Source organism: Vibrio sp. Of14-4 (genome assembly GCF_022347625.1).
Classification (GTDB): domain Bacteria; phylum Pseudomonadota; class Gammaproteobacteria; order Enterobacterales; family Vibrionaceae; genus Vibrio; species Vibrio pristinus.
Genome location: NZ_JAKRGI010000018.1, coordinates 19,365 through 43,275, shown reverse-complemented (window position 1 = coordinate 43,275; position 23,911 = coordinate 19,365). Strand labels below are relative to the sequence as shown.

24 protein-coding genes are annotated in these 23,911 nt (G+C 42.4%); 7 read left to right on the top strand and 17 right to left on the bottom strand.

The genetic code is table 11. From position 1 onward, the window contains the following. Positions 1–277 precede the first annotated feature (277 nt). Positions 278–2,131 (top strand): ABC transporter ATP-binding protein, encoded by a 1,854-nt coding sequence (locus tag MHN79_RS16270; protein ID WP_239173757.1) that lies wholly within the window; start codon positions 278–280, stop codon positions 2,129–2,131. A gap of 457 nt (positions 2,132–2,588) precedes the next feature. On the opposite strand, the gene MHN79_RS16265 is transcribed toward MHN79_RS16270, so the two are convergent. The 4 genes from MHN79_RS16265 to MHN79_RS16250 all read right to left on the bottom strand — a co-directional run bounded on the left by MHN79_RS16265 (position 2,589) and on the right by MHN79_RS16250 (position 5,867). Beyond that, positions 2,589–3,272 carry a DUF4937 domain-containing protein gene (locus tag MHN79_RS16265; protein WP_239173756.1) on the bottom strand — a complete coding sequence of 228 codons (684 nt, stop codon included), beginning with the start codon at positions 3,270–3,272 and terminating at the stop codon, positions 2,589–2,591. Positions 3,273–3,365: 93 nt separating this feature from the next. Continuing rightward, positions 3,366–3,824 carry a hypothetical protein gene (locus MHN79_RS16260; RefSeq protein ID WP_239173755.1) on the bottom strand — a complete coding sequence of 153 codons (459 nt, stop codon included), beginning with the start codon at positions 3,822–3,824 and terminating at the stop codon, positions 3,366–3,368. 43 nt (positions 3,825–3,867) lie between these two features. Then, positions 3,868–4,365, bottom strand: coding sequence for a DUF3887 domain-containing protein (locus tag MHN79_RS16255; RefSeq protein ID WP_239173754.1), 498 nt, complete (start codon positions 4,363–4,365; stop codon positions 3,868–3,870). A gap of 323 nt (positions 4,366–4,688) precedes the next feature. After that, entirely contained in the window at positions 4,689–5,867 is a 1,179-nt protein-coding gene (locus tag MHN79_RS16250; RefSeq protein ID WP_239173753.1) for a MerR family transcriptional regulator, read from the bottom strand. Positions 5,868–6,132: 265 nt separating this feature from the next. On the opposite strand from MHN79_RS16250, the gene MHN79_RS16245 reads away from it, so the two are divergent. Beyond that, the gene (locus MHN79_RS16245) at positions 6,133–6,519 is read left to right on the top strand and encodes a tautomerase family protein (protein ID WP_239173752.1); all 387 of its coding nucleotides are present in this window, start codon (positions 6,133–6,135) and stop codon (positions 6,517–6,519) included. A 92-nt stretch (positions 6,520–6,611) separates the two neighbouring features. Here the strand turns inward: MHN79_RS16245 and MHN79_RS16240 are convergent, their stop codons facing one another. Both MHN79_RS16240 and MHN79_RS16235 read right to left on the bottom strand, forming a co-directional pair. Then, positions 6,612–7,532, bottom strand: a complete 921-nt coding sequence (locus MHN79_RS16240; RefSeq protein ID WP_239173751.1) for a dihydrodipicolinate synthase family protein — start codon at positions 7,530–7,532, stop codon at positions 6,612–6,614. A gap of 10 nt (positions 7,533–7,542) precedes the next feature. Continuing rightward, positions 7,543–8,319, bottom strand: coding sequence for an aldolase (locus MHN79_RS16235; protein WP_239173750.1), 777 nt, complete (start codon positions 8,317–8,319; stop codon positions 7,543–7,545). Positions 8,320–8,434: 115 nt separating this feature from the next. On the opposite strand from MHN79_RS16235, the gene MHN79_RS16230 reads away from it, so the two are divergent. Beyond that, a complete protein-coding gene (locus MHN79_RS16230; RefSeq protein ID WP_239173749.1) occupies positions 8,435–9,907 on the top strand; it encodes a PLP-dependent aminotransferase family protein in 1,473 nt (490 codons plus the stop codon). A gap of 135 nt (positions 9,908–10,042) precedes the next feature. On the opposite strand, the gene MHN79_RS16225 is transcribed toward MHN79_RS16230, so the two are convergent. The 9 genes from MHN79_RS16225 to MHN79_RS16185 form a co-directional block, all read right to left on the bottom strand. After that, positions 10,043–10,768: a class I SAM-dependent methyltransferase gene (locus tag MHN79_RS16225; protein ID WP_239173748.1), complete on the bottom strand. Its 726-nt coding sequence runs from the start codon at positions 10,766–10,768 to the stop codon at positions 10,043–10,045. Positions 10,769–11,074: 306 nt separating this feature from the next. Continuing rightward, positions 11,075–12,115 (bottom strand): nickel/cobalt transporter, encoded by a 1,041-nt coding sequence (locus tag MHN79_RS16220; protein ID WP_239173747.1) that lies wholly within the window; start codon positions 12,113–12,115, stop codon positions 11,075–11,077. 69 nt (positions 12,116–12,184) lie between these two features. After that, positions 12,185–12,889 (bottom strand): DUF1007 family protein, encoded by a 705-nt coding sequence (locus tag MHN79_RS16215; RefSeq protein WP_239173786.1) that lies wholly within the window; start codon positions 12,887–12,889, stop codon positions 12,185–12,187. An 85-nt stretch (positions 12,890–12,974) separates the two neighbouring features. Continuing rightward, the gene (locus MHN79_RS16210) at positions 12,975–13,862 is read right to left on the bottom strand and encodes a DMT family transporter (protein WP_239173746.1); all 888 of its coding nucleotides are present in this window, start codon (positions 13,860–13,862) and stop codon (positions 12,975–12,977) included. Continuing rightward, positions 13,855–15,132, bottom strand: a complete 1,278-nt coding sequence (locus tag MHN79_RS16205; protein WP_239173745.1) for an opine metallophore biosynthesis dehydrogenase — start codon at positions 15,130–15,132, stop codon at positions 13,855–13,857. Before MHN79_RS16205 ends, MHN79_RS16210 begins: the two co-directional genes overlap by 8 nt. 1 nt (position 15,133) lies before the next feature. Next, positions 15,134–15,919: a nicotianamine synthase family protein gene (locus tag MHN79_RS16200; RefSeq protein ID WP_239173744.1), complete on the bottom strand. Its 786-nt coding sequence runs from the start codon at positions 15,917–15,919 to the stop codon at positions 15,134–15,136. 37 nt (positions 15,920–15,956) lie between these two features. Further along, complete coding sequence (locus MHN79_RS16195) at positions 15,957–16,712, bottom strand: ABC transporter ATP-binding protein (protein WP_239173743.1); 756 nt, start codon at positions 16,710–16,712, stop codon at positions 15,957–15,959. Continuing rightward, on the bottom strand, positions 16,709–17,785 hold the full coding sequence (locus MHN79_RS16190; protein WP_239173742.1) for an iron ABC transporter permease: 1,077 nt from the start codon (positions 17,783–17,785) through the stop codon (positions 16,709–16,711). Before MHN79_RS16190 ends, MHN79_RS16195 begins: the two co-directional genes overlap by 4 nt. Before the next feature lie 3 nt (positions 17,786–17,788). Then, complete coding sequence (locus MHN79_RS16185; protein ID WP_343283934.1) at positions 17,789–18,832, bottom strand: ABC transporter substrate-binding protein; 1,044 nt, start codon at positions 18,830–18,832, stop codon at positions 17,789–17,791. Positions 18,833–19,145: 313 nt separating this feature from the next. On the opposite strand from MHN79_RS16185, the gene MHN79_RS16180 reads away from it, so the two are divergent. From MHN79_RS16180 to MHN79_RS16165, 4 genes are all read left to right on the top strand, one after another. Continuing rightward, positions 19,146–20,042, top strand: a complete 897-nt coding sequence (locus MHN79_RS16180) for a DUF535 family protein (protein ID WP_343283933.1) — start codon at positions 19,146–19,148, stop codon at positions 20,040–20,042. A gap of 334 nt (positions 20,043–20,376) precedes the next feature. Beyond that, a complete protein-coding gene (locus MHN79_RS16175; RefSeq protein WP_239173740.1) occupies positions 20,377–21,576 on the top strand; it encodes an aminotransferase class V-fold PLP-dependent enzyme in 1,200 nt (399 codons plus the stop codon). 14 nt (positions 21,577–21,590) lie between these two features. After that, a complete protein-coding gene (locus MHN79_RS16170; RefSeq protein ID WP_239173739.1) occupies positions 21,591–22,271 on the top strand; it encodes a class I SAM-dependent methyltransferase in 681 nt (226 codons plus the stop codon). Between the two features lie 122 nt (positions 22,272–22,393). Then, complete coding sequence (locus tag MHN79_RS16165; protein ID WP_239173738.1) at positions 22,394–22,717, top strand: heavy metal-binding domain-containing protein; 324 nt, start codon at positions 22,394–22,396, stop codon at positions 22,715–22,717. Here the strand turns inward: MHN79_RS16165 and MHN79_RS16160 are convergent. Beyond that, positions 22,711–23,106, bottom strand: coding sequence for an ACT domain-containing protein (locus tag MHN79_RS16160; protein WP_239173737.1), 396 nt, complete (start codon positions 23,104–23,106; stop codon positions 22,711–22,713). The two genes, MHN79_RS16165 and MHN79_RS16160, sit on opposite strands and share 7 nt — an antisense overlap. Positions 23,107–23,165: 59 nt before the next feature. Then, positions 23,166–23,873, bottom strand: a complete 708-nt coding sequence (locus MHN79_RS16155) for a transporter substrate-binding domain-containing protein (protein ID WP_239173736.1) — start codon at positions 23,871–23,873, stop codon at positions 23,166–23,168. Between the last annotated feature and the right edge of the window lie 38 nt (positions 23,874–23,911).

Here is a 23,911-nt window from a genome sequence, read left to right as displayed (position 1 = left end):
CTCACTCGGGAGAATTGTAGACATATTGTTAAAATAACAATCACTGAAATTACTCCACTTTATGTTATAGAACCAGAAATGTTCCTGAAAATTTCATCAAATACCATAAAGTTTACTGAAAAGTTCGGAGTTAAAGATTTTAGGATGGATATTATGCAAACATTCCGATAACAAAAAGTTGCTAGGTGGTTACATTTCAAATAGTAACAGTATACCATTGATACAATACGCTATTGGTATCGATGGCTTTTCAACGTCGTGTATTTGAAGGCTAGTTATGTTTAAAAAATTCGAAGGCTTCACAAAGCCCTTTCCTAACGAAGAACCTACGCAGCCACCTTATGGTATTTGGGCATTTTGCCGCTATTATACCCGGGGCTTCGAGTTTCCTCTGATTATCATGGCTATAATGGCTATGATCATCGCTATTGCAGAAGTGTCTCTTTTTGGCGCCATGGGCAGTATAGTTGACTGGTTAACAAACAGCAGTCCTGATACGTTTTGGCAAGACCATAAAACTGAACTCATACTGTATGGCGGCCTCATACTCATTTTTATGCCCATCTTGGTGACCGCTTATTCTCTTATTATCCACCAAACTCTGCTCGGCAATTACCCAATGTCGATTCGCTGGCTTGCTCACCGATACCTACTTAAGCAAAGTCTTAATTTCTATCAAGACGATTTTGCTGGGCGCATTGCAACCAAGGTGATGCAAACATCGCTTGCCGTTCGTGAGACTGTGATGAAGTCGATGAATGTGTTCGTTTACGTCTCGGTTTACTTTACCGCTATCGTTGTCTTGTTAGCTCAAGCCGATTGGCGCTTGATGATCCCAATGTTGGTCTGGCTGGCATGTTACATCGGTATCCAAATCCATTTTGTACCCAAACTAAAAGGCGTAGCCTCAGAGCAAGCCGATGCTCGTTCAACCATGACAGGTCGCATTGTTGACAGCTACACCAATATTGCAACCGTTAAACTCTTCTCTCACAGTAAACGTGAAACCGAATACGCAGAAAAAGGTATGCAAAGTTTCCTTGATACTGTGTATCGCCAAATGAGACTAGTGATGGGATTTGATGTCGCGGTAGAAATATCCAACTATTTGTTGGTCTTTTCCGTTACTTGCCTTTCAATCGTTCTTTGGATGGATAGTTCAATCAGTGTGGGAGCCATTGCGATTGCGATTGCGCTGGCACTTCGGCTCAACGGCATGTCGATGTGGATCATGTGGGAAGTCGGTGCTTTATTTGAAAATATGGGCACTGTAGTTGATGGGATGAAAACACTCTCAAAGCCCGTTGATATCAAAGATAAAGAGCAAGCTAAGCCGCTAGAAGTCAATCAAGGTTCTATTGAATTCGATAACGTTAGTTTTCATTATGGAGATGAAAACAAAGGCGTGATCAGCGATCTCAACCTCAAAATAAAACCAGGAGAAAAAGTTGGACTGGTTGGCCGCTCAGGTGCCGGTAAGTCGACCTTAGTAAACTTGCTGCTGCGTTTTCACGATGTAGAGAGTGGCTGTATTAAAATCGATGATCAAGTCATCTCTGATGTTACCCAAGATTCGCTGCGCAGCAACATAGGCATGGTGACTCAAGATACTTCTCTGCTTCATCGCTCAATTCGTGACAACATTCTATATGGTAATCCAGATGCGACGGAAGAGGAGCTGCTCAAAGCCACCAAGCAAGCTCACGCCCATGAGTTTATAGAAACGCTTAACGACCCGTTTGGCAACCTTGGTTACGACGCTCAAGTTGGTGAGCGCGGAGTCAAACTGTCAGGCGGACAAAGGCAGCGCATTGCGATTTCACGAGTATTACTCAAAGATGCTCCTATTCTTATCCTCGATGAGGCGACATCAGCGCTCGACTCAGAGGTGGAAGCAGCGATTCAAGAAAGCTTAAATGAATTGATGCAAGGTAAAACCGTTATCGCGATCGCGCATAGGTTATCCACCATTGCGGCCATGGATCGCCTAATCGTTCTCGATCAAGGACAAGTCGTCGAACAAGGCACACACAGTGAGCTAATCCAAAATGAAGGCATTTACGCTCAGCTCTGGGCGCATCAAACCGGCGGTTTTATCGGCGAAGAGGCAGCAGACGCAAAAATCGCGTAATCATAAGCTTTAAATTCTATTAACCGACTAAAATAAATGGCGACAAACTGGACACCAGTTGTCGCCATTTATGTTCAATTATGTGTATCTGAATACGCGGTATGGTAAGAAGTTTTTTGCGTGTGTGCCAAATTTTAATTTGCCGAGTCCATCTTAGATAAAATCACCATAAATTCAGTTACTTTACTCTCTTTTAAATAATCTTTTTGGGGAGTTAACGAGATTGGTATTGAAGATATCCATAAATTTATTACCTCCTACTTTTGATGAGCTTCAGTTGCTAAAAGCTCAGGGATAATTTTAAGACACGTCCAATTCTTATCGATAGCTTGATGGGAGAACAGCTTGTCAACAACATTACTAAATTAGCATACAACGGATTAGTTGAAGTATTGAAAATAACGCTGGCTTAAGGAGCTTAAAACGCCCACTTCACGTAAGTTAGCCATCTTGAACACTAAAAATTGATAAAACTAAAAAATGATCCAGTGTTTTTAGTCGCCTTGAAGCCCTTGTTAGGAGCGACCTTCCATGAATCAATCTCATGTACAACGTAACCTGAAAGCTTATTTATGTATGTTTCTGGTGCTATCTGTCGACTTAAGCTGGGAAATATATTCTCTCTGTAATTCTCATGGTGCAAAATGGATGCCCATCGAGTAATGACCAAAAAGTGGTTACTTTGCGTCAGGCTACGGGCGACAAAGCCACCAAGCATTCCTTCAGCTTTTTGCATTTCTGGGTTCCAAACTCTCGTTTGGTCGAGCATGAACTTATCTACATCTTGTACTTCTTCACATTGAGCTATCCGAAGAATACAGCCTTGCATAGATGCAACCTTGTTACTTAAAGATGGGATGTTTATTACGTTTTCAAAGTATTGGACTTGGCAGTGACTCATGGTTTCTGACTGCCTACTTGTCTCGAATATACTGTCATGGATTGAATCCATAAAACGGACAATGTCCTCATCGGACTTCCAGCTACCTAGAACTATAGCCTCTTCATCATTCGTCCAACCACCGAATTGGCCTTCAAAACCATCACAACTGTTTAGCTCACTCCAAGCTAGCTGTCCTCGATAGAACTGTTCCTTTTTATTGGGTTTGATTGTGCATTTGATGAGTTTTGTAATTGACAATTGAGAAGCTCCTAACGCAGCCATTAGGGGCCCAAAAACCAGAGTTAAGCAGCGGTTCTTTGGTCCCTTTTACTGACCTTGTTAACTTAAGACTCAAGAGAATAAGCCGCGCTTTTTCCCTAGAGTTTTATATCCAAAGTAATTTGTAGCTGAGAGATTAGCCCCAGCGATATCTGCGCCATCGTTTAAGGCATAATTTACCGAATTGAACTCTGCGCTCCGAGTTACGATGCTGTTGAAGACCTCTCCCAACTCAGGTTCATTGTGATAAATGTCTGAGGCAATCTCGATACCCAACTTGTAGATAGGCTCGTCTTTATACGAAAACTCACCTTCTTGCCCCTCTACTTTGTAAGAATCAGGAAAGCCTAGGTCGAATTTGTGACTAAGCGCTATACGGCAAAACGCACTTGGAAAAAACGCTGATACTCTTTCTGCATCCTGCAAACTAAGTCCCAAGCTCTTCAATTTATCACTTATAGCCGAATCATCACTTTCTCTCAGCTCAAGAAAGACAGCCAACACTTCTTTGATTTTTTCGCGATCTATCATATTCAGGTAACGTCCCGCTTTAGTTACTTGCTATCTCTTCTTTCTACATTTCACTATTTAAGTGAATGCCGTAAATTTGATATTCATTACTATCAATTGCAATAGTAATTTTTAGAGTACCTATTTGGCCAAATTCACTCTCTTCAGAAAGATTAACGGTATAATTTAGAACATAGATTGTTGTACTGCCTTGTTGTCCGGAAAATTCTGCGAAACTAAAAGTCCCACTTTCTACACTATGAAAAAACTTGACTAACTTACCAAATTCTACATCCATATTTTTTCTTGGCATTTGAGCTTTAGCGATAGGCCCAAACATGTCATATAAGGCGTCATAATCTTGGGAATTAAAATGTGTGATAAATCTCTCTAGAATTTCAGATTTTACAGAGTGATCGATTAAATCTGGAAGTTGATGCTGAGACGCTTTTTCATAGGGTTTTTGACTAGAGACGGTCTCTGTATTGTTGGTGCCAAACCATATGGTCGCCGCCAAGTTTGCAACGAGTAGACTTATTATTATTTTATTTGAGTTATTCACTGAACTTTCCTTGAATACATAACATACTTAATAACAGACTGGCTCATTTCCCGCCAGCCTAATTAACAAGAAACATACCATAACTCACTAAAAAGCTGAGATATATATAAAATTTATTATTTCTCTGTCACATGAAAACGAGCTGGCTACCTGTGGCATATTTCGAAGAGTAACAAACTTTGGGGCAAGAACATTCTAGATTTACACCACCAAGGTGTTGGCTTACCAAGCAATTTGTATTTCTGCGCTTAGCGGTATTGCTGCCCCAATTAATGGGGCATACCTTATTAATCACAAAAACTCACTTATTCGAGCGGCACGGGCTAGCCGTTTTTCCTAAGTACAAAGAATTGATAGGTAAAGTCTTTAGCAGCGCTTTGTTCATATATTGAAATCTCTTTCTCGATATCTGCAATGGCTTGAGAATTAGGCATACTAGGTTTCAACCCTTCAATTCTTTGCTGGAGAGGCAGCCAGTAGTTTTTCCATGCTTCAATATCTAGTGAGAAATGCTCAATCACCTCATAACCCTGCTGCTTAAAAAGCTTGAGCCGCTCTGGTATCGAGCTAATATCCGGATAATCTGCCAGCCAAAATTTCATGGCGTCTTCATCTGGAGTATCTGTCAGCCATACCAAATCACTCACCATCAGCATACCTTGATCTTTTAGTAGCGGTTTCCACTGCTTTAGAGCGTTTTCCATACCCATAATGTACACGCAGCTTTCGGCCCAAATAGCATCAAAGCTTTTCTCCTTAAATGGCAGCTCCGTCATTGATGCACAAACGGGAGAGATTCGTTCCTCAAGCTTCAAGCTTTGTACTCTTTGGTGAAGATGCTCAATGGCCATAGGTTCGTTATCGACAGCCGTAATATGCGCTCTACTATTCTCGGCAAGAAGTATGGTCGATAGCCCTTTACCAAAGCCTATTTCAAGCACTTGGGATATTGACTCTGGCGATATCAAATTCAGAGCTTTTAAAGAATCCTGTGTACTACCTGGTCCCCATCGTTCTAATGTTTCAAACACCATCATAAAATCTTGCATATAAGTATCGTGTTGGTTCATATCTTTTGATAACCATTTTAATCTGAGGGCTTCTTTCTCACAGTAGCCCTGTGCATGTAACCAATTGAGATAAGCGTTAGGCGCATTTTTACCGAGAGATTGATGTAACTCTCTTTGTGAACCTTTACCAAGCAATGCCATCAGTAACTCACGAGCATGTTGCTTTTTCTCAATCTCCTCATTAAGTTGATTTAATCGACTCTCCAACAAGCTTTTATCCAACTTGGCTTGCAAACATTCTTGACACTCTTTTAGTGAAAGGCCTGCACTTTGCAACTGCTGAATAAGAATCAATCGCTGAAGGTCGCCTTCACTGTAATAACGGTATCTATTATCAAGGCGCTGCCCCGTCACTAACCCCAGTCTTTCGTAATAAAGCAAAGTGGTGCGAGATACCCCCACCTTTGCTGCCAGTTCGGATATTAGATACATGTAAAATACAACCCAATTGTGTTTAATCTAGAGAGAGTATGAAGTGTAAAGCGGTAGACAGGTCAAGTAGATTAGCGGAATTTTTAACGTTGCTTTAGATAGCGTTCGACTGCATAAATACATGTAATAATCTTCTCATTTCAGCCGCCAGACTATGACTCAACAATAATTAGTGGACTATCAATTGAATTCAAATGTAAATGAATGCATATTGTGAAAGCAGTAGCTAATCGAAAAATTAGAATCGCGAATTTTAGGAGATAAAGTGGTCGTAGTATATGGGATTAAAGAGCAATTAAACCCAATAAAAGCTCAGTTATCAGATGTCATCCAGCAATCGATGACTCAAGTGTTAAATTTACCAGAAGGTAAGCGCTCTCATAGAATTGTGCCACTCGATAAATCAGATTTTTACTACCCAGAAGGTCGAACAGAAGCGTACACTCTAATTGAAATCAACATGATGGAAGGACGTAAAGTCGCCACCAAGAAAGCACTGATTAAAGCACTGTTTGCCAATATTAAATCCCAAGTGGGCATAAACCCTATTGATGTTGAAATTATAATCAAAGAACAACCGCCACACTGCTGGGGATTTCGCGGCATGACAGGCGACGAAGTACAAGATCTCACCTATGAGGTCAATACTTAACGCTATCCATTGATTACAAATTAAGCTCATTTGGTCCAGTATAGTAAGACTATATGAGCTTAGCTTTGGAGATTTACAGTAGATACCCTGCTCTAAATCGTCTGATTTGATGAGATTAAAGCCTCTTCAACACCCTGACTTTGGCTATCCATAAGAGATTGCAACAAGGTGATTTCTTCGACCGTAGCTCCTCTCAAAGGGCGGCGGGGCAAGCCGGCAGCAATGCCTCTTAGCACCAATCCTGCTTTTATGGCTTTAGGTATTCCACCGGAGACAATAAAGTTCAACATAGGAAGCTGCTGATAAAATATCTCTCTTGCCTCATCAAGCTTACCTGCAGAAACACTTTGGTAAAGTGCTTTGGGCTTTTTACCAATCAGGTTGGGGGCTGCGGTACACCAGCCCGAAGCACCAGCACAAAGGGCTTCGAGGGCCAGAGGGTTACTACCATTAAAGAAAGGTAGCTTACCAGAGCTCAGGGAATACAACTTGTGCATCCGCTGAATATCTCCGCTGCTCTCTTTCACCATGGTGACATTGTCTATTTCATTAAACATCTGAACCAACAATTCAGGGGATATATCAATGCCGCTGGTTGCTGGATTATTGTATACCATAATAGGAAGGCTGATCGATTCAGATATCTCTTTGTAATAATTAAAAATTTCTTTTTCCGTCAACTTCCAGTATGAAACAGGAATGATCATCACAGCATCAGCGCCGATAGACTGCGCATATCTTGCTTTGCTGATCGCCTGTAGGGTGGTTAATTCAGAAATACCTACAATTACTGGCACTCGGCCTGCGACCTTTTTCACCGTAAAATCAGCAACTTGACGCCATTCTTCTAAGCTTAAATAAGCACTTTCTCCAGTGCTACCCAGTGGCGCGATAGCGTCGCTACCATTTTGAAGAAGAAGCTCCAGCGTTTCACCAAGTACATCAAAACTGATGCTACGTTCATCGGCGCTGAATGGGGTAATTGGATAAGAAATAATACCTGATAATTTCACGTTATTGTCCTTATATACAGTCGGGATAGGTTTTCAGTACTTGCCTTACGTAGTAAGCAAAATTCACCTTGTTTCGTTTATCCGTCGATACCCAATCGTGAGCTTCATTGGCAAGTGCAGGGGGAATTGGTTGGATCTGTCCAGCTGCCATCGCGAGCAATTGCAGCTTTGCTGCTCGTTCAATCAAAATGGCGAGGTTACACGCTTCTTCAATGGTTTTTCCTGTCACCAACTGGCCATGATGAGAGAGCAAAATGGCTCGGTTGTTTCCCAACGCTTTCGAAATAAGGACACCTTCTTCATTACCAACAGGAACGCCAGGCCAATCACCAAGAAACGCACAATCATTGTACAGACCACAGGTATCCATGTGGGATATGGTTAACGGAACTCTAAGCATGGAAAGCGCGGCAACATAGGTTGGGTGGGTGTGAATGATGCAATTCACTTCGGGGTGTTCTTTGTATACCCATGTATGAAATCGATTAGCAGGATTGGCCATACCTTGCTGATCTAGAGGTTCCAGATCTTGGTCTACTTCAAGAAGATTATCGGCGGTGATTTCATCAAATCCTAAACCAAACCTCTGGGTAATGAAGGTGTCTGGTTTATCTGAACGGCAAGTGATTTGCCCGGCCAACCCTGAATCATGCCCCTTTGTGAATAAAATCCGGCAGGTTAATGCAAGCTTCTGTCGATCGGTTAAATTGAGATCAGGAATAGTGGCATTCATGCTGCTCTTGGCCATTTCCATTAGGGTCTCTTTACTGAATGTGTCAGTTTTCATTATCTTACCTCCCAAGGCTATTGCGTCTCCTAAACTTCACTCTCATAATATTGGCTTTCTGGACCCTTAATAACAGCCAGATTTCATTTCCTTACTGGTCCAGATGGAGGTGTAATTGTTACGTCCTTGGCAGACTAAAATTTGGCTTTCACGCAAAAGCGGGGAGTCCATTCACACAAGCTTGAGCAATCAGATCGCAGAAGACATTTGCTCTGGGCGTTTGGCTTCTGGTCACATGATGCCGGGTTCTAGAACCTTAGCGCTTCAGTTGGAAATAAACCGTAAAACGGTTCAACAAGTCTATGAGGAGCTGGAGTCTCAAGGATGGCTGGTTTCCAAACCACGTCGTGGAACCTATGTGGCAGATATACTGCCCGAGCTGTCTTTGTCGTGTGAAAACCAAGAATTAGTACGTCATGCACAAAAAACTTGTTCCACTGAAAACTCGTTCGAATCGAAGCTGCGTTTACCCCATAATGTGATAGAGACCCGTTCTATCAATGACGGAGTACCTGATACCAGGTTGATTCCATATGAACTGCTGTCACGTGCTTTTCGCCGAGCGATTGTCCAAACGAGCAGGCAGCCTTATTTGGGTTATGGTGATCCGAGGGGCACTGATGCTTTGCGTCAGTCACTCCAACGTATGCTCAATATGGACAGGTTTATGAATGTCACCACAGACCAGATTTGCGTTGTCCGTGGTAGCCAAATGGCGATTTATCTTTCATCAAAGGTTATGGCCCCTAAGAAAGGTGTCATGGTGGTTGAAAGTCTTTCTTACTCACCGGCAGTGGCTGCATTTGAATCAAACGGATTTAACATCATTCGCTGTCGGCAAGATGAGCAAGGCCTAGATATTGAAGACTTGGAAAAGATTTTATCGTCTTATCAAGTGGTAGGCGTTTATACAACGCCACATCACCAATATCCAACAACCGTCAGTTTATCCATGGATAGGCGCCTTAAACTCTTGCAGCTCTCCAAACGCCATGGGTTTGCGGTATTGGAAGACGATTATGATCACGAGTTTCACTACGATAGTCGCCCCATTCCACCGCTAGCCTCTCTTCCAAATAGTGAAAACGTTATTCATATTGGTTCTTTATCTAAAGTGTTCGCCCCTGGCTTAAGGCTTGGATACTTGGTGTCGAGTCCAACATTTATTAATCGTATTGCTGAGGAGGTTGCTCTGATTGATAGACAGGGCAATACAGTAACTGAGCTCGCACTCGCGGACATGATGCAATCAGGCGATGTCAAAAAACACATTCGTAAAGTTCGTAAAATATACCAAGCTCGTCGAGATCATGCCGCAAGTGAATTGCGGCGTATTTTCAACGATAAGGTGTCGTTTCACCTACCGCAAGGTGGGTTGGCACTTTGGATTGATATTTCACGACTACTAACATCCTTGGGTGATAATAAACCAGAAGATATTTTATCAAACTTACCCGTTTTATCGGGCAGTAAACTATTTACCAATGCAGAAGCAATATCACCAGCACACATACGATTTGGCTTTGGTGCCCTGACAGAAGGTGAAATTACCACTACTCTTGAGCAATTTGCTGCACAACTAATGTGAGGCGATGAAAAATGAAGATCAGGACGTACATCAGAAGAGCTGCTAGCCTAAATCGAAGACAATATTTGCAAATGTTTTGGTTCGTCAAAACAAACCGAAAGCGCCAAGCGTTGTGAGTCGACATTAAGCACTATGTCAGGTGCATTGGGTTGTAGAGTGAATGAACAGGTACAGAGCAAAACCCATTGTTTCACGACCCCACTTCAAATACGCATCTTTCCAAATTCGTGTTGTTGTTACTTTGTCCAATAACTCAACATTCTCAGGATCTCGCAGCAACTCTCGCTCGGATGCGAGCCAAAACGAACTTTCAAAAGTGTCCCAATCTTCATAGGAAGCATGAACGACATAAACGCATTCGAGACCTGATTGATTCCCTGCTTCTATATTTTGCAAGTTTGACCGTAATTCTATCGGATCAATTCCTGTTGCTCGTAAATACTCTTTATCGGGTTCTTTTCGCCAATATGCATCACCAAATACAATGACGCCATCGGAAACTATAAGAGATTTCATGTCAGACAGTGCATTGTCTAAAGCTTCACCAACATCACCAAACGCATGAGTAGAGCCTAAACTAAAACACGCATCAAATGCGCCTTTAGGCAGCTCAACATCTTTGAATGCAGCAGTATGAAAGATAACTTGATCTACATACGAGTCCAAATTTTCCTTTGCTTTAGCCATTTCTAATTCGTCTATTTCAATGACAACCGCCTGGCAATTAAACTTGTCTAAAACCCTTTTAATTAATTCGCCATTCCCGCAGCCAATATCTAAGACTAAAGAGTTCTCATTTAGCCATAGCTCATCTAACATGTTGTCTATACAACTTGGGCTAATAGGATTGTTGTATTTCATTATTACCCTCCATGGCACCTTTTGATTCAAACACTTAAAAGAACTGTTGAGATAACTAGCACCTTATATTGTTGATAACAGTCAATCTGGTTTTTCTATATGCCCGACTTGGAGAAAATCTACCATAACCCACTAAAAATTAAAGTAAATATGTGATGTTATTCATTCTATCATCACATAAAAACATACCAAGATGTCATTACTTTCTGATAAAGCGAGTTATTTTACCCTTAACGACAATCGCCCCCTATTGGGGGCGATGATTCAAGGTAGACTTGGTTCTTTGTTGCTCTAATGCTTCGCTTGCTAGAACACCTGTGACATACCTGTATCTTGGCTGCTGACTAATAATAAGCCGATGGCGATTAGCAGTAAGCCACCAAAAAGCTGCACATAATAACCAGCAAGCTGCCATGGCGCCGTCTTGTCACTGCTGGTTGCAGCAAGGTAACGTTTGACTATTTTCTTACTGGTCAAGGTTAAGATGGCAATAATTGAGGTTGTCAGAGCGGTTCCACCAGCCATGGCAAGTGCACTCATCACGCCCAACCAATAGGTGCCTACCATATTGGCAAACAACAGCGCCATGATAGCACCGGTACATGGTCTAATCCCTATGCTTGCAACAATCCCAACGTATTCTCTTAAGGTCGATGCCTGATTTATTTCAGCAGCGCCTGCCACATGCTGATGTCCGCAGCCACATTCATCGTGTGAGTGGTCTGCAGCATGCACAGCACTCTGGGGCATCAATAACGAACTAGGGGCATTCATCGACATCATTGGTGAGGCGGTGATTGGCGTCAAGGTTTTCACCTTCAGCTTGGGCACTCGAATAGCTCGGTAAATCTGCTTGCTCGCTTTCCAACAAATCAGAAGACCAAGCACCACAACCAAAACAAAGCTAAGCGCGACGAAGGTAGCGGCCTTTTCATTCACCACTCGCATTGACGCATTAAAGCCCCAAATTAAGACGCTCACCAATAAGATGGCCACCAAGGCTTGGCATATGGCTGAAATAATGGTCAGCATCAGACTCGCTCTTACTTTCGCAGGGTGCGTGGCTAAATAGGTAGAAACGATCACCTTACCATGACCAGGCCCAAGCGAATGCAGCATTCCATAAAGAAAACTGAACCCGACCAAATACCCACCTGACACCAATGGCTCGCTTTGCGCGCTATAAAGTAAATCTGCCAGCTCAGCATTCACTTCTCTTTGCCATTCAATGGCCGACAAGACTAAAGAAGGCCAAATAAGCCACACCTGATAAGCGCCGATAATGAGCACCAATAAAGAAATAACCGCAATTAACCAACTTGTTTTCATGATTCGACTTGGTTTCATCCTACTAAACCTTATTATTTTTAACGTAAATAATCACGCCTTGAGCAATGAAAAGAGACTATAGATCAATTAGCTAGCCACAACCGCGCAATGCATTTTGACCATCTGGGTAAATAGCTGACCAAGGGTATTATCCGGGTCAGCATCTTCAGGTAACGACATGGCATACATCATTTGCTGAGAAGTAGGATGAGGTTCAACCAGATCAAATTGGCATTGCTGCGCCAGCCCTTTAGAAAGAACAACATCGGATTTAGAGCGCCAAGCCATATCAACATAATAGCTGGAATCAAAGACCAGCAAGCGCAGCGTATCTCTAGTTATCGGTTGAGGCTTAGCCAGTGGTAGCGCGAATCTGAGTTTTAACTTAGATTTATCGCGCTCAAATCTTTGGTCAGTGGCCGGGTGATATTTGATTGGCTCTTCGCCATCATAAAAGTAGGTAAAGTAGTGTTGGCTTAGCATATTCTTTACCACGGTTTTGGCCAGCTTATCTAAAGTGCTTTGCGCGTTTTCAGGCGACATATCCTCACCATCAAGCAAATAGGCTGACGTCATTGAATCAAACGTCCACTCCATTTTAAGGCCGCTGACCACACCATTTTCCCCTTCGATATGCGTTTTCATATTAACCCAAGAATGAGGATGAGCTTGAAGAGGCAGAGAGGCAATCAATACCGATAAGCTCGCTAAACTCCCTAGCATAAAACGCGGGCAGAACCTTAGCCTTGTATGCATGGATAACCTTCTAAAAGCCTTGACCCATTCTTTCATCCTAACGGTAAAACTCATATACATATCAACTCCTTTTTCTACAACCCATTCCTGCCCTGTTTGACAAGGTATCACTCTAGGTTCACTAGCTGGTGCGAAGTGGTTTATCAGCCGCATCTGCGGGCGTGTTACTCGGCTCCTTGGTCTTTTTCCAAGACAAAGTGATACAGGCGACGACTATCATGCATCCCCCCAAGACTGTCATCCAACTTGGGATTTCCTGCCAAAAGATAACGCCCCACAACACATTAAATACCAACCCTATGTAACGTGTACCTGCAACTACCGCAGCATTCTCATGAGTAAACGCCTTGGTCAAAAAGATTTGTCCGATAAGCGATACAACTCCAATGGCGATAAGGTAGAGCCAAGTCACTCCCTGAGGCATGACAAAATCATCTTTCATCAGATAACCAGACACCAACATAGCGGTCATCAAGAAATAAAATACAATCTCATAGGTGTGGTGTCGCTTGCTTAGATGACGAATTGTGATCGACGCACCTGCGGCAAACAAAGCACTGGCGACACCAGCAAGGGCATAAATATTAAACGACTGATAATCAAATGGGTTCGTAACTAATCCAACCCCTGCAAGCACTACGGGAAGCAAGAATTTCGCTTTGGCGGGTAAACGCTCCCCTAATACAAGATGCGATAAGACAATCACAAAAAAGGGCGACAGATACGCCAAAATGGCTGCATCAGCCAGTGGAATATGGGCGATCGTATAGACAAAAGCCAGAAGATAGAAAGCCCCAAATAAACCTCTTAGCACCAAAAGTGGTACACCTGTGCTCGAGAAAGTCACCTTGGCCTGCCACATTAAACCGAGCACTAATACACTGCCAATAGCACTGCGGAAAAACACAATTTCTGCACTGGGGATTGTTAAACTGGCTGCTTTAATTAACGCGTTCATCACGCTAAAAACGAAAGCTGAGAAAATGGCAAGCGCCACACCTTTATTCATGATTCACTCCTAGATCAGAAGGCAGCCATGCAAGTCCTTGACTCGCTTGGTCTTGATTGGATTGGTTAAATGGGTTTTCTAGCCCTCGCTCAAGTAACCATTGCTCAAAAACACCCAGCACATGATTAATCGAAGTACAATCAATGCCACAATAACTCGACAGGGATTGCAGCCAATATAGTGCTTGTAGGTCTTCACTTGGAATTCTGGGCCAGTATGCTTTTTCAAGATCACCTTTGGCAAAAGGGACCGCCGAGAAATCAAAATACCGTCCATCCTTATCTGGAGTAGAAAAAGGATCAATTAAGATCGCGCTATAACGAACATAAAGGCGATATTCTTGTTCTATAGGCGTGCAGTCCGTAAAGGTATCAATTTGATCACGAGACAAACTTTGCTCACGAACGGGATAGTTATCATCGTTTAAAAACTGTAATAAGTTAAATGATTCGCCACCGAGTTTTTCAATCAGAACAGACACATCTCGCCATAAGGACACCATGGTTTGCATTGCCAATGGCGTGATCGGCCCTTCAGGGAATAATTTGTACATATACTTCTTATCCCCCGTCTCAGAAAAAATATGATCAAGTGAGAAGGGGTTAATAAACAATGCAGAATGAACGTAAAGCGTAATATTACGTCCCTCAACACTGAATCCACTTTTCAGTGTCTGAATTTGAGTATCAACTAAAATTAATGCTTCTTTAAACAGTGAAAATATACCATGCTCGTTATGGCTAACATGGGCATAGACACGTTTTTTGACTGCTTTTGTGATCACTCGCAGTGTGTGTTCTTTGGGTTCAAATTTCGTTGCTGCAAAGTAATTAGAAAAGACGACTACGTTGGGTGCTATCCCTTGCTGCGCAAAGAAACCTTGGGCGATTTTATGACCACCAAACCAAGATGAAAGCAGGACAACTTCCTTCACTCGTGTCAGACTTTCTATGGGTAACCCATTTAACACCGAAACTAGGGCATACGCGGGAGTCGCAATAACGATGCACTCCCAATCACCGTCAACAAGATCCAGATCTGGGTATACCGAGTCAATGCAGGCTGACTTTGCCAAATAAGACAAGTTTTCTTTCGCTGCGTCAACTTGAACGCAGTCCCCATGTGTTAACCTGTCAACGCGAGCTTGCCAATGAGTGGATCGACGGCTGACCATACCAAGATGTGAGCAGTGTGGTCGAAGTAATGTCGCGGTTTGGATAGCCGCAGGGCCTGCTCCAACAATTAATAATCGCCCTATTTGATGAGTCATATTAGGCTCTCTCCATTATGACAGTATCGTAAATGGCCGTTAAGTTCTCGAGACGACGCGTTTCCCAACCTTCCATCAGTTCTGGATTAAAGGGATAGTTAAATGCAGACTTAATTCCATTACCAAAGCGCACCAACACTCGATGAGAAGGGGTTAGAAAGGGTTTCAGGCGGTTCAATACCTCCCATTTATGCTCGACTAACGAAGCAACCAATATATGAGTCGGTTTAAAATCATTAAACTCGGTGAGCAGGTCCTGACAGCCAAAGCTGGTTGGCAGTGCATCATGATCAAGATCGTTAGCCATACTCACCGCGTGCTCATCAATATCAACGCCGTGTACAGCCGCGCCAGTCAGCTTTGCTATGGTAAATGCAGACAAAGGGTATGACCCTGAACCGATAAACAAAACTCTAGAGTCAGGTGTCACACTGGCGCTATCGAGCTCGATATGTACAGTGTTTGACAACCTATTTAAATAGTCGGTGATATCCAACTGATGAGACTTAGCGCACTTAGACTGGTGCTTTTCTAACACACACAGGGCCCGAATCGAGGTTTCACGCAAGCGTTTCAGTTGTCTATCGTGTTCAGGATGATGTTTAAGCTCATCACTTAAGTCTTGTATGGATTCTGTCATGATCCAAGCGCAAAGCTCATCAAGTTTTTTTTGCAGTAATGTAAAGCAGTCACAGCTCTCTACACTGTATTGGGTCAATTTTTCTATCTGAGATTCAAATGTCGAGATAGCCACTAACAATTCATAATGGCGATAGGTCATCGGCATAAGTAGTCCTTGTGTATTTTCTTCTTATATTGTTGAGCTAGAGACAATGCGGCGTTATGTGGAGATGCCCTTTATTACACTGACCAACATCCACATCAACTTGATAAACTCGGCTAAGCAGCTGTTCATCAAGTACATCGCTTGGTGGTCCTGCTTTTTGAACTTTACCTTGATCAAGCAACAGCAAATGGTCGCAATAGCGTGCAGCCATAGAAAGATCATGTAATACCGCTATGGTGATGCATTGATGTTCATTCGTGTAATCTTTTGCTAGCGCCAGCACTTGCACCTGATGCTTTAGGTCTAACGCACTGGTCGGCTCGTCTAATAGTAAAACGGATGGACGACCAACTAATGCCTGAGCCATTGAGACTAATTGCTGCTGACCACCGCTTAAATGAGAAAAGGTACGAGTAGCAAGATGAAGCAACCCAAGATCGCTCAAAATAGATTCAGCGGTCTGTTCCTGTTCTGGAGTAATGCGCCAATTTAGCGAATGAACCAAGCCCAGCAACACCACTTCAATCACAGTAAGTTGGCTCGAAGACTTATTGAGCTGGCACAAATAAGCATATCGATTGCATGGAATGCTTTGACCATCGTCTAAAAATGCACCCAAACTCCCTTGACTGGGAATTAATCCCATCATCGTCTTTAATAAAGTGGTTTTCCCTGCTCCATTGGGGCCAATAATGGCTGAGAACTCACCAGATTTGAATGTCGCGTTTATCGGTGTCAGTATTGATTTTCCACCTATGTCAACCGCAACATCTTTGAGCGACAGATGCTTCATAGCCCACCCCGACGGTTAAGTAACAAATAAAGAAGAAACGGCACTCCAACTAAAGAGGTGATAATACCTATTGGAATAATTGTACCAGGAATGATCACTTTACCGACCAAGGAAGATACACAAAGCAATAAGGCACCCATTAATGTCGACAAAGGCAAGTAAAGGCGCTGGTCTTCACCAACTAAAAGACGAGCAAGATGCGGAGCAACCAAACCAACGAAGCCAATCGTACCAACAAAAGACACTGCGCCAGCAGTGAGTAGCGAGCAAAGTAAAAACATTTCCAGTCTGAGCTTTCCGGTATTAACACCAAGCGCCTGTGCGCGTTCCTCTCCTGAAGATAAGGCCGTCAACGCCCATACTCTGGGAAGAGAAAACAGCAGACCAATAATGAGGATCACACCAGCCACTGCAAACGATAACCAAGAGGCTTTCAACAAACTCCCAAATAGCCAGAACACGATTTGTTGAAGAACTTCTGGTGATGCTAGGTATTGGACTAAAGACTGCAAAGCCTGAAAGAAAAACAGCACCACAATCCCAGCTAGAATGAGGATTTTAGCGTCCATATTCTGGGAGCGGCCGATAAAATAAATCGCCAGGCTTGCGATTGCTGAAGTAATAAAGGCAGCGATAGGCACTCCAAGCCAAGCAAGACCAAAGAGAGAAAACCCAGTGAGCAAGGCCGTCGCGGCACCAAAGCCAGCAGCAGCAGAAATCCCCAAGGTGTAGGGGCTTGCCAGCGGATTGGCGAGCAAGGTTTGCATTAAACCTCCCGCCAGCCCCAGCGAAGCACCTACCACTAAACAGGTAAGCGTGACGGGAAGCCGCAAATGCCACACTATAGTTGTCGACAGCGTATTCCCTTCAGGGCCGCCAATTAAAGCATCAGCCACACTGTCTAAGCTTATCCATGAGGCTCCCGTACAAATATCCAAAAAAATAGAAATACAAAGCGCGATAAAAGTAATCAACAAAGCGCGGTATCGCCTTTGCTGGATTTTTCTGTAAACCCCGCCCTGATTTAAATTCATCTCATGAGAATGAGCACTGGATTGCACATTTCCTAGCATGACTTAACTATCCACCTTGATCATGAATGTTCCAGAGAGTTTTTGCGGCATATATTGCTCAAAAAAAGCTCGGTGATGTGCCATAGGATCCACGTCTTTAAACGCCTCTGGATAGATAGATTTAGCGAGGAACTCAAGAAATATATGGTCATAGATAGTCCGAGTACCAGAGTGATACATACCATATACATGACCTTGCTTGACGGCGGTAATGTGCTCCCAGCCAGCTCTCTCAAGATACGGATGATAAGTGGCTTGCGCATCTTCTGCTTTGGTGCCAAAACCTAGCAAAGCACTGCCATTATGTTTGGCCCAATGCGCACCGGAAATGAAGATAACTTCAGGGTCTTGACTGAGCACATACTCGGGGGTCAGGTGTGCAGAACCATCAATTTTACCATTGGCAATGTTGTTTGCCCCTGCGACATTAAGCAAGTTTCCCCACATCGCATTCGCATAAGACTTACCATACTCCGCAGCTCCACCTGTACCAATTTCCACATAAACTCGTCTTTGTGGATGTTGACTCAGATACTTAGCCACTCGTCTTTGCACATCATTAACGGTTTGTTCATAGTCTTGAGCAATGGCTTCTGCCCTTCCTTCAGTTCCCATGACTTTGCCTATCACTCTCGCACTTTTTAAATGTCGCTCTAAAGTTTGTGCATTAAAATCAACGACAACGACTTTAATACCGCTTTTTTCAAGCAAAGCGACCTTGTCACCCAAGGCATCGTATTGCCATGCTGCCAGCAAGGCGACATCTGGTTTAGTAGTGAGGAGCGACTCGAAATCGAAGGTTCCAGTGTAAATGGATCCAGAGTCAGTAATGGTTTCAATTTCAGGAATGATGTCACGATACGTTTGCCACTGTGACTGACGATAGTCTTTCCAAGAATGACGAGGAAAAATAGCCACTTTCTTATATGCATCTGGACCTGCAATAGCCAGATAGTCTTCAAAGTAAAAGCCTAAGAATATGCGCTCAGCAGGCGCTTCCAAAGTGACATGCCGACCCAGGACATCTTCAACCTCGATTTTGGCCATAGCTGGTAGGTTTAGGCCTAACAAGAGAGTAACGAGCAGAATGCACTGATATATTGCCTTTTTCATTTTTAATACTATTCAAAAATCACCATCGAATGAAATGTTATATCATAACATTATAATTTGAAACAAGTTTTATAGTTCATAACATTCAAATAGATTATCAAAATGCATTCGCCGGCATATTAGTGATACAAAGCAAACTTATCGCCTATGTATAACTTTGTCATAAGTCCCTGACAAAGCTATACGGTAATTATTATTTCTATCATTATATTCCTCGGGAAAACTTCGTTTTCACTTTGAGGTTACCGTGAAGCTTAAAACGCTATATGAGATTTCCAAAAAAATAAATGGTACACAAAATAAGTTCACTGTGTATCGGAACCACTGCAGATTCTGCTTTCGCTATATGATTGCGCCAAGCACAGCGAGAGCCGTTCAATCTATGCAGGAGGACCAACACATTCGAGACCTTTTTGACCTCAGGCCCAAGATGTACGATCAACCCACGCACCCTTATGTGTGTCTCAACTGGAATAAGGCAACTCGTTTAAAAAACCTTTCTGCCCACCTCAATTTTATGTCTAAGCAGTTGGGAGAAAAAAGCAAGCAAGCTTATTCAGAACAGGGGTATAAGCTTTTTTCGATTCAAGGAAACAATGGCGAAGAGTATGATGTGCGACTTTGCTCAGGCGAATGGCGAGAGGGCTCTCTGGGTCTATCTATTACCGATAAAGCGTTGCAAAGCATTTATTTCACCACGTTTTGTGTAACCGAAAGTGGCGACTTATTTATCGGCTGTATTCAAGGTGCTAGAGGCTCCATTGAAGATCGCTCTAACATTATTAAATCGTTAACAAAAGCTCAACACGGAATGCGTCCTAAAGCCCTTATTATTGAACTGACCATAATGTTTGCTCGCCACTTTGGTTTGTCGAACGCCTATTGTGTCACCAACAAAGGTCATGTCTATAATGCGTCTGATTACAGAAGTAGAAGACAACGCAAAAAAATGATGTTTGACTATGACGCTCTCTGTAGAGAAATGAGAGGCATCAAACAAAGCCCCTATCAATTTAAACTGCCGATAGAGAGTATTCGCAGAGATTTAGACGATCTAAACCGGACAAAGCGAAAAATGTATCGCAAACGCTATGAAATGCTCGACCTCTACGAGGAAAAAATTAGGGCATCACTTGCGGCGTAAATGTCTGGCTAGTGCATTTTAGAGCAAGCCGATCTTATAATTATTCAGCCGATATTCAGCCGATATTCAGCCTACCTAAAATCATCTACCCACTAAACTCCTTTAGTGGGTATTTATTTCCAATAAATACGCCATTAAATTAATGGATAATTTAATTAAACGTGTGATATTCACAATTCAAAGAAAAATAGAAATGCCGGTATTATCCCTAATTTTTTCGAAACTACTGTTTACTTATCGTCTCCACTACATTACTAATGTTAGAATAAAAAATTAAATCAAATCATAGTAGTAATAAAGCCTGATTAGAAGCAAACGAAGTGAGTACAAGATAATGACAATACCTTTCAATATCCGTCGAGCTCGCAGTGAAACTTTAGCCGCTGATAGTATGATACATTTTGACAATGCGGGCTCTTCATTAATGCCGACACCAGTCAGTGAATCATTACATCAGTACTTGAATGATGAAGAGAAATATGGTGGTTATGAAACAGCTGAACTATATACCGAAAAACTGAATAACTTTTATAATAACGCAGCCAAACTTCTCAATTGCTCTGCCAATGAAATCGCCTTTGTAGATAGTGCAACGAGGGCATGGGATTTAGCTTTCTATTCCTTTAAGTTCCAACGGGGAGATAAAATCCTTACTTCCATGGCTGAGTATGGTAGTAACGTTATCGCTTATATCCAACAAGCCAAGCGATATGGTGTAAACGTTGTATTTATACCGAATGATTGTCATGGACAGGTAGACACACAAATGCTGTCCAGTCTTATTGATGAACGAGTCAAATTGATTTCGATTACTCACATACCCACTGGAGGTGGGTTAGTAAACCCTGTCAATGAAATTGGACGAATCGCCAAAGCGGCAAATATTCCTTACCTACTGGATTCATGCCAAGCTCTTGGGCAAATACCCGTAGATGTCGAAAAAATAGGCTGTGATATTTTATCTGGAACTGGTAGAAAGTATTTAAGAGGCCCTAGGGGGACAGGACTTCTTTATGTACGCACTACACTACTCGAAAAGCTAGAGCCTCCAATGCTTGATCAGCATGCCGCGACCCTAATGTCACCCACAGAATTTCAGATTCGCAGTGACGCCAAGCGATTTGAAAACTGGGAACAGTTTTGTGCCGGAAAAATTGCACTAGGAGAAGCAATAAAATATTCGCTAGATTGGGGATTGCCTGATATACAAGCAAGAATCTATACACTGGCCAATACGTTAAGAGAAAGATTAAAAAGCATAAAAGAGATTGCCGTTACCGATCAAGGTATTGAGCAATGCGGCATTGTAACCTTCTACTCAAATACACTATCGGCTAACGCAATTCAAAAAGCGATGCGAATTAGAGGTATCAATGTCTCGATATCTAAAGGGGCAGGAAGCTTAATCTCATTTTCTGATCGTGGACTTGAAGAAGTTGTTCGAGCGTCTTTGCATTACTACAACACCATTGAAGAAATTGATACTTTCATACAAGTGATACGAGAATTAAACCATTTTGATAATAATCAATAAAACAGGGAAAATATATGAAGCTCGAGCATGTGGTCCCTTGGGGACGAACTCTTACAGAGTATCAACGAATGTTCAACCTAGGCGAAGAAGATAAACATAAAAAGATTCTTGGATGTGGCGATGGTCCTGCAAGCTTCAACGCTGAGCTTACTCAGATGGGCGGGGAAATAGTATCCATCGATCCAATATACCAGTTTTCAAAGCAGCAAATTAGTGACCGGATAGAGCAAGTGCGCCCAATAATCATGGAACAAATCATCCAAAATAAAGGTGCTTACCTATGGAATCAATTTGACTCACCACTTCATCTAGAACAAACCAGACTGTCAGCCATGAATCACTTCTTAGCTGACTACGATAAAGGTAAAGCAGAACAAAGATATGTCCACGGTTACTTACCTAAGCTTAATTTTGCCGATAAAGAATTTGATCTGGCACTATGCTCGCATTTTCTGTTTTTGTATGAAGAGCATTTTTCTTTGCAAGATCATATTCAGTCGATAACTGAATTAGTCAGAGTATCCAAAGAAGTTCGGATCTATCCCCTACTATCTCTTGAAGGAACACAGTCAAACTATCTGACCTCTGTCATCGAGCACTTCGAACGTATAGAGGCAAAAGTCCGACTTGAAGAAGTCAGTTATCAATTCCAAAAAGGAGCGACAAAGATGTTGGTGATTCTAGCAAACGAATAACCACTTATCACTTTGTTGGTCTTGATTGATTGAAATAAAATAGTTATATATTTCATTCAAACTATATAAGATATTATATTTATTTGTATATACAGCGTATTGGCTAGATTAGGATAATATAAATGATCTACACAACCACAGAAACGATTCCGGGCAGAGAGATTGAAACCGTGCTAGGCATTGTGAATGGCAATATTGTCCAATCCAAACACGTTGGACGAGACATTATGGCCGGACTTAAAGGCATTGTCGGTGGTGAGCTGAAAGGCTACACCGAAATGTTAACTGAAGCGCGTGAAATCGCTATTGAGCGTCTCGTTCAAGACGCGGCTAAGCTCAATGCAGATGCTGTCGTCGGGATTCGATTTACAACCAGTGCGATTACTGACGGAGCATCAGAACTTATGGTGTTTGGAACTGCGGTCAAGCTTAAAGCCAGCTACTGACTAAATTCCATCAATGCCGCAAGGGCAGCATTTGCTTTACTTGCTGGAACAAAAATATGGTCGTGATAATAGGCAGCAATAACATTAGCGCTGATGCCTTTTGAGGCTAACTTAGTCGACACTGCCGCGGTCAGGCCAACCGCCTCTAGGCTCGAATGTACTGTCAATGTTATTTGGCGATAAACACCTTCAAAGTCTATACCCGACTTTACGGCTATGTCTTTTTCAAGAACGAGTGTTAAGCCTTCAGCTTCGATAAAACTTGCGAGGGGTTTAAGCTCAGCATAGTTTTGAAGATCACCTTCTACAGTGCAAAAGACAAACTCACCATCGCTCAGCTTAGGTTGCATTGATAAAAGTAGTTTGTCTAGATCGGTAATACCTGACATTTATCGTTTCCTTGATTGTGGCTGTAAATGCAGATTAAAACATTAGATGCCAATAGATGTCAGGAATTTTTGTATTTGGTGTTTATTTTGTCCTGCATCCCTTCTTGAATAAGTTTATCCAAAGCCTTTTGGAGTTTCTCTATTGTTGCGTCCTCCACTTGTCTATTACAGGCAAGACCCATCTTAAGTGCAAAAATATCAATCACTTTCTCTATCGGTTGACCTTGATCAACCATTGCTAGATAACGGGACTCAGCTAAAGCCACCATATCAACTCTTCCTGCAAGCAGCTTAAGAATCGATTGGTCTACGTTGGCCGCACTATCTAGACTAATAAAACCTTTATCTTTCAGATAAGCACCTGCCACATCCTCATTTTGGATCCCAATTCGATATTTCATTGCCTCATCAATAGTGCTAACGCTCACGCTGCTTTGTTTCGATTTCACTAGGATCGACATATTTAAAGACAGGGGTTCAACCCACTTAAAAAGCTTACTTCTTTCAGGCGTGTGTGACGTTGTGAATACACAGGTATTGGCTTCAGTTAACGCTTTGTTATACGACCTGGCCCAAGGAAAGACTCGCATTTCATAATCTATGTCTGCAAGACTGAATATTGCTTCAACCTGCTCAGTAGCAATCCCCTTCAAAATGCCATTCTCTGTATAACTGAGAGGTGCGTACTCTTCAGTGTTAATGATCAGCTTGCCATTTACAGTAGTAGCAAACAAAGCAATAAAAAGCGTGAATAAAATGGGTTTCATACCAAGCCTTATCAATCATCCCTATAATCTCTATAGGC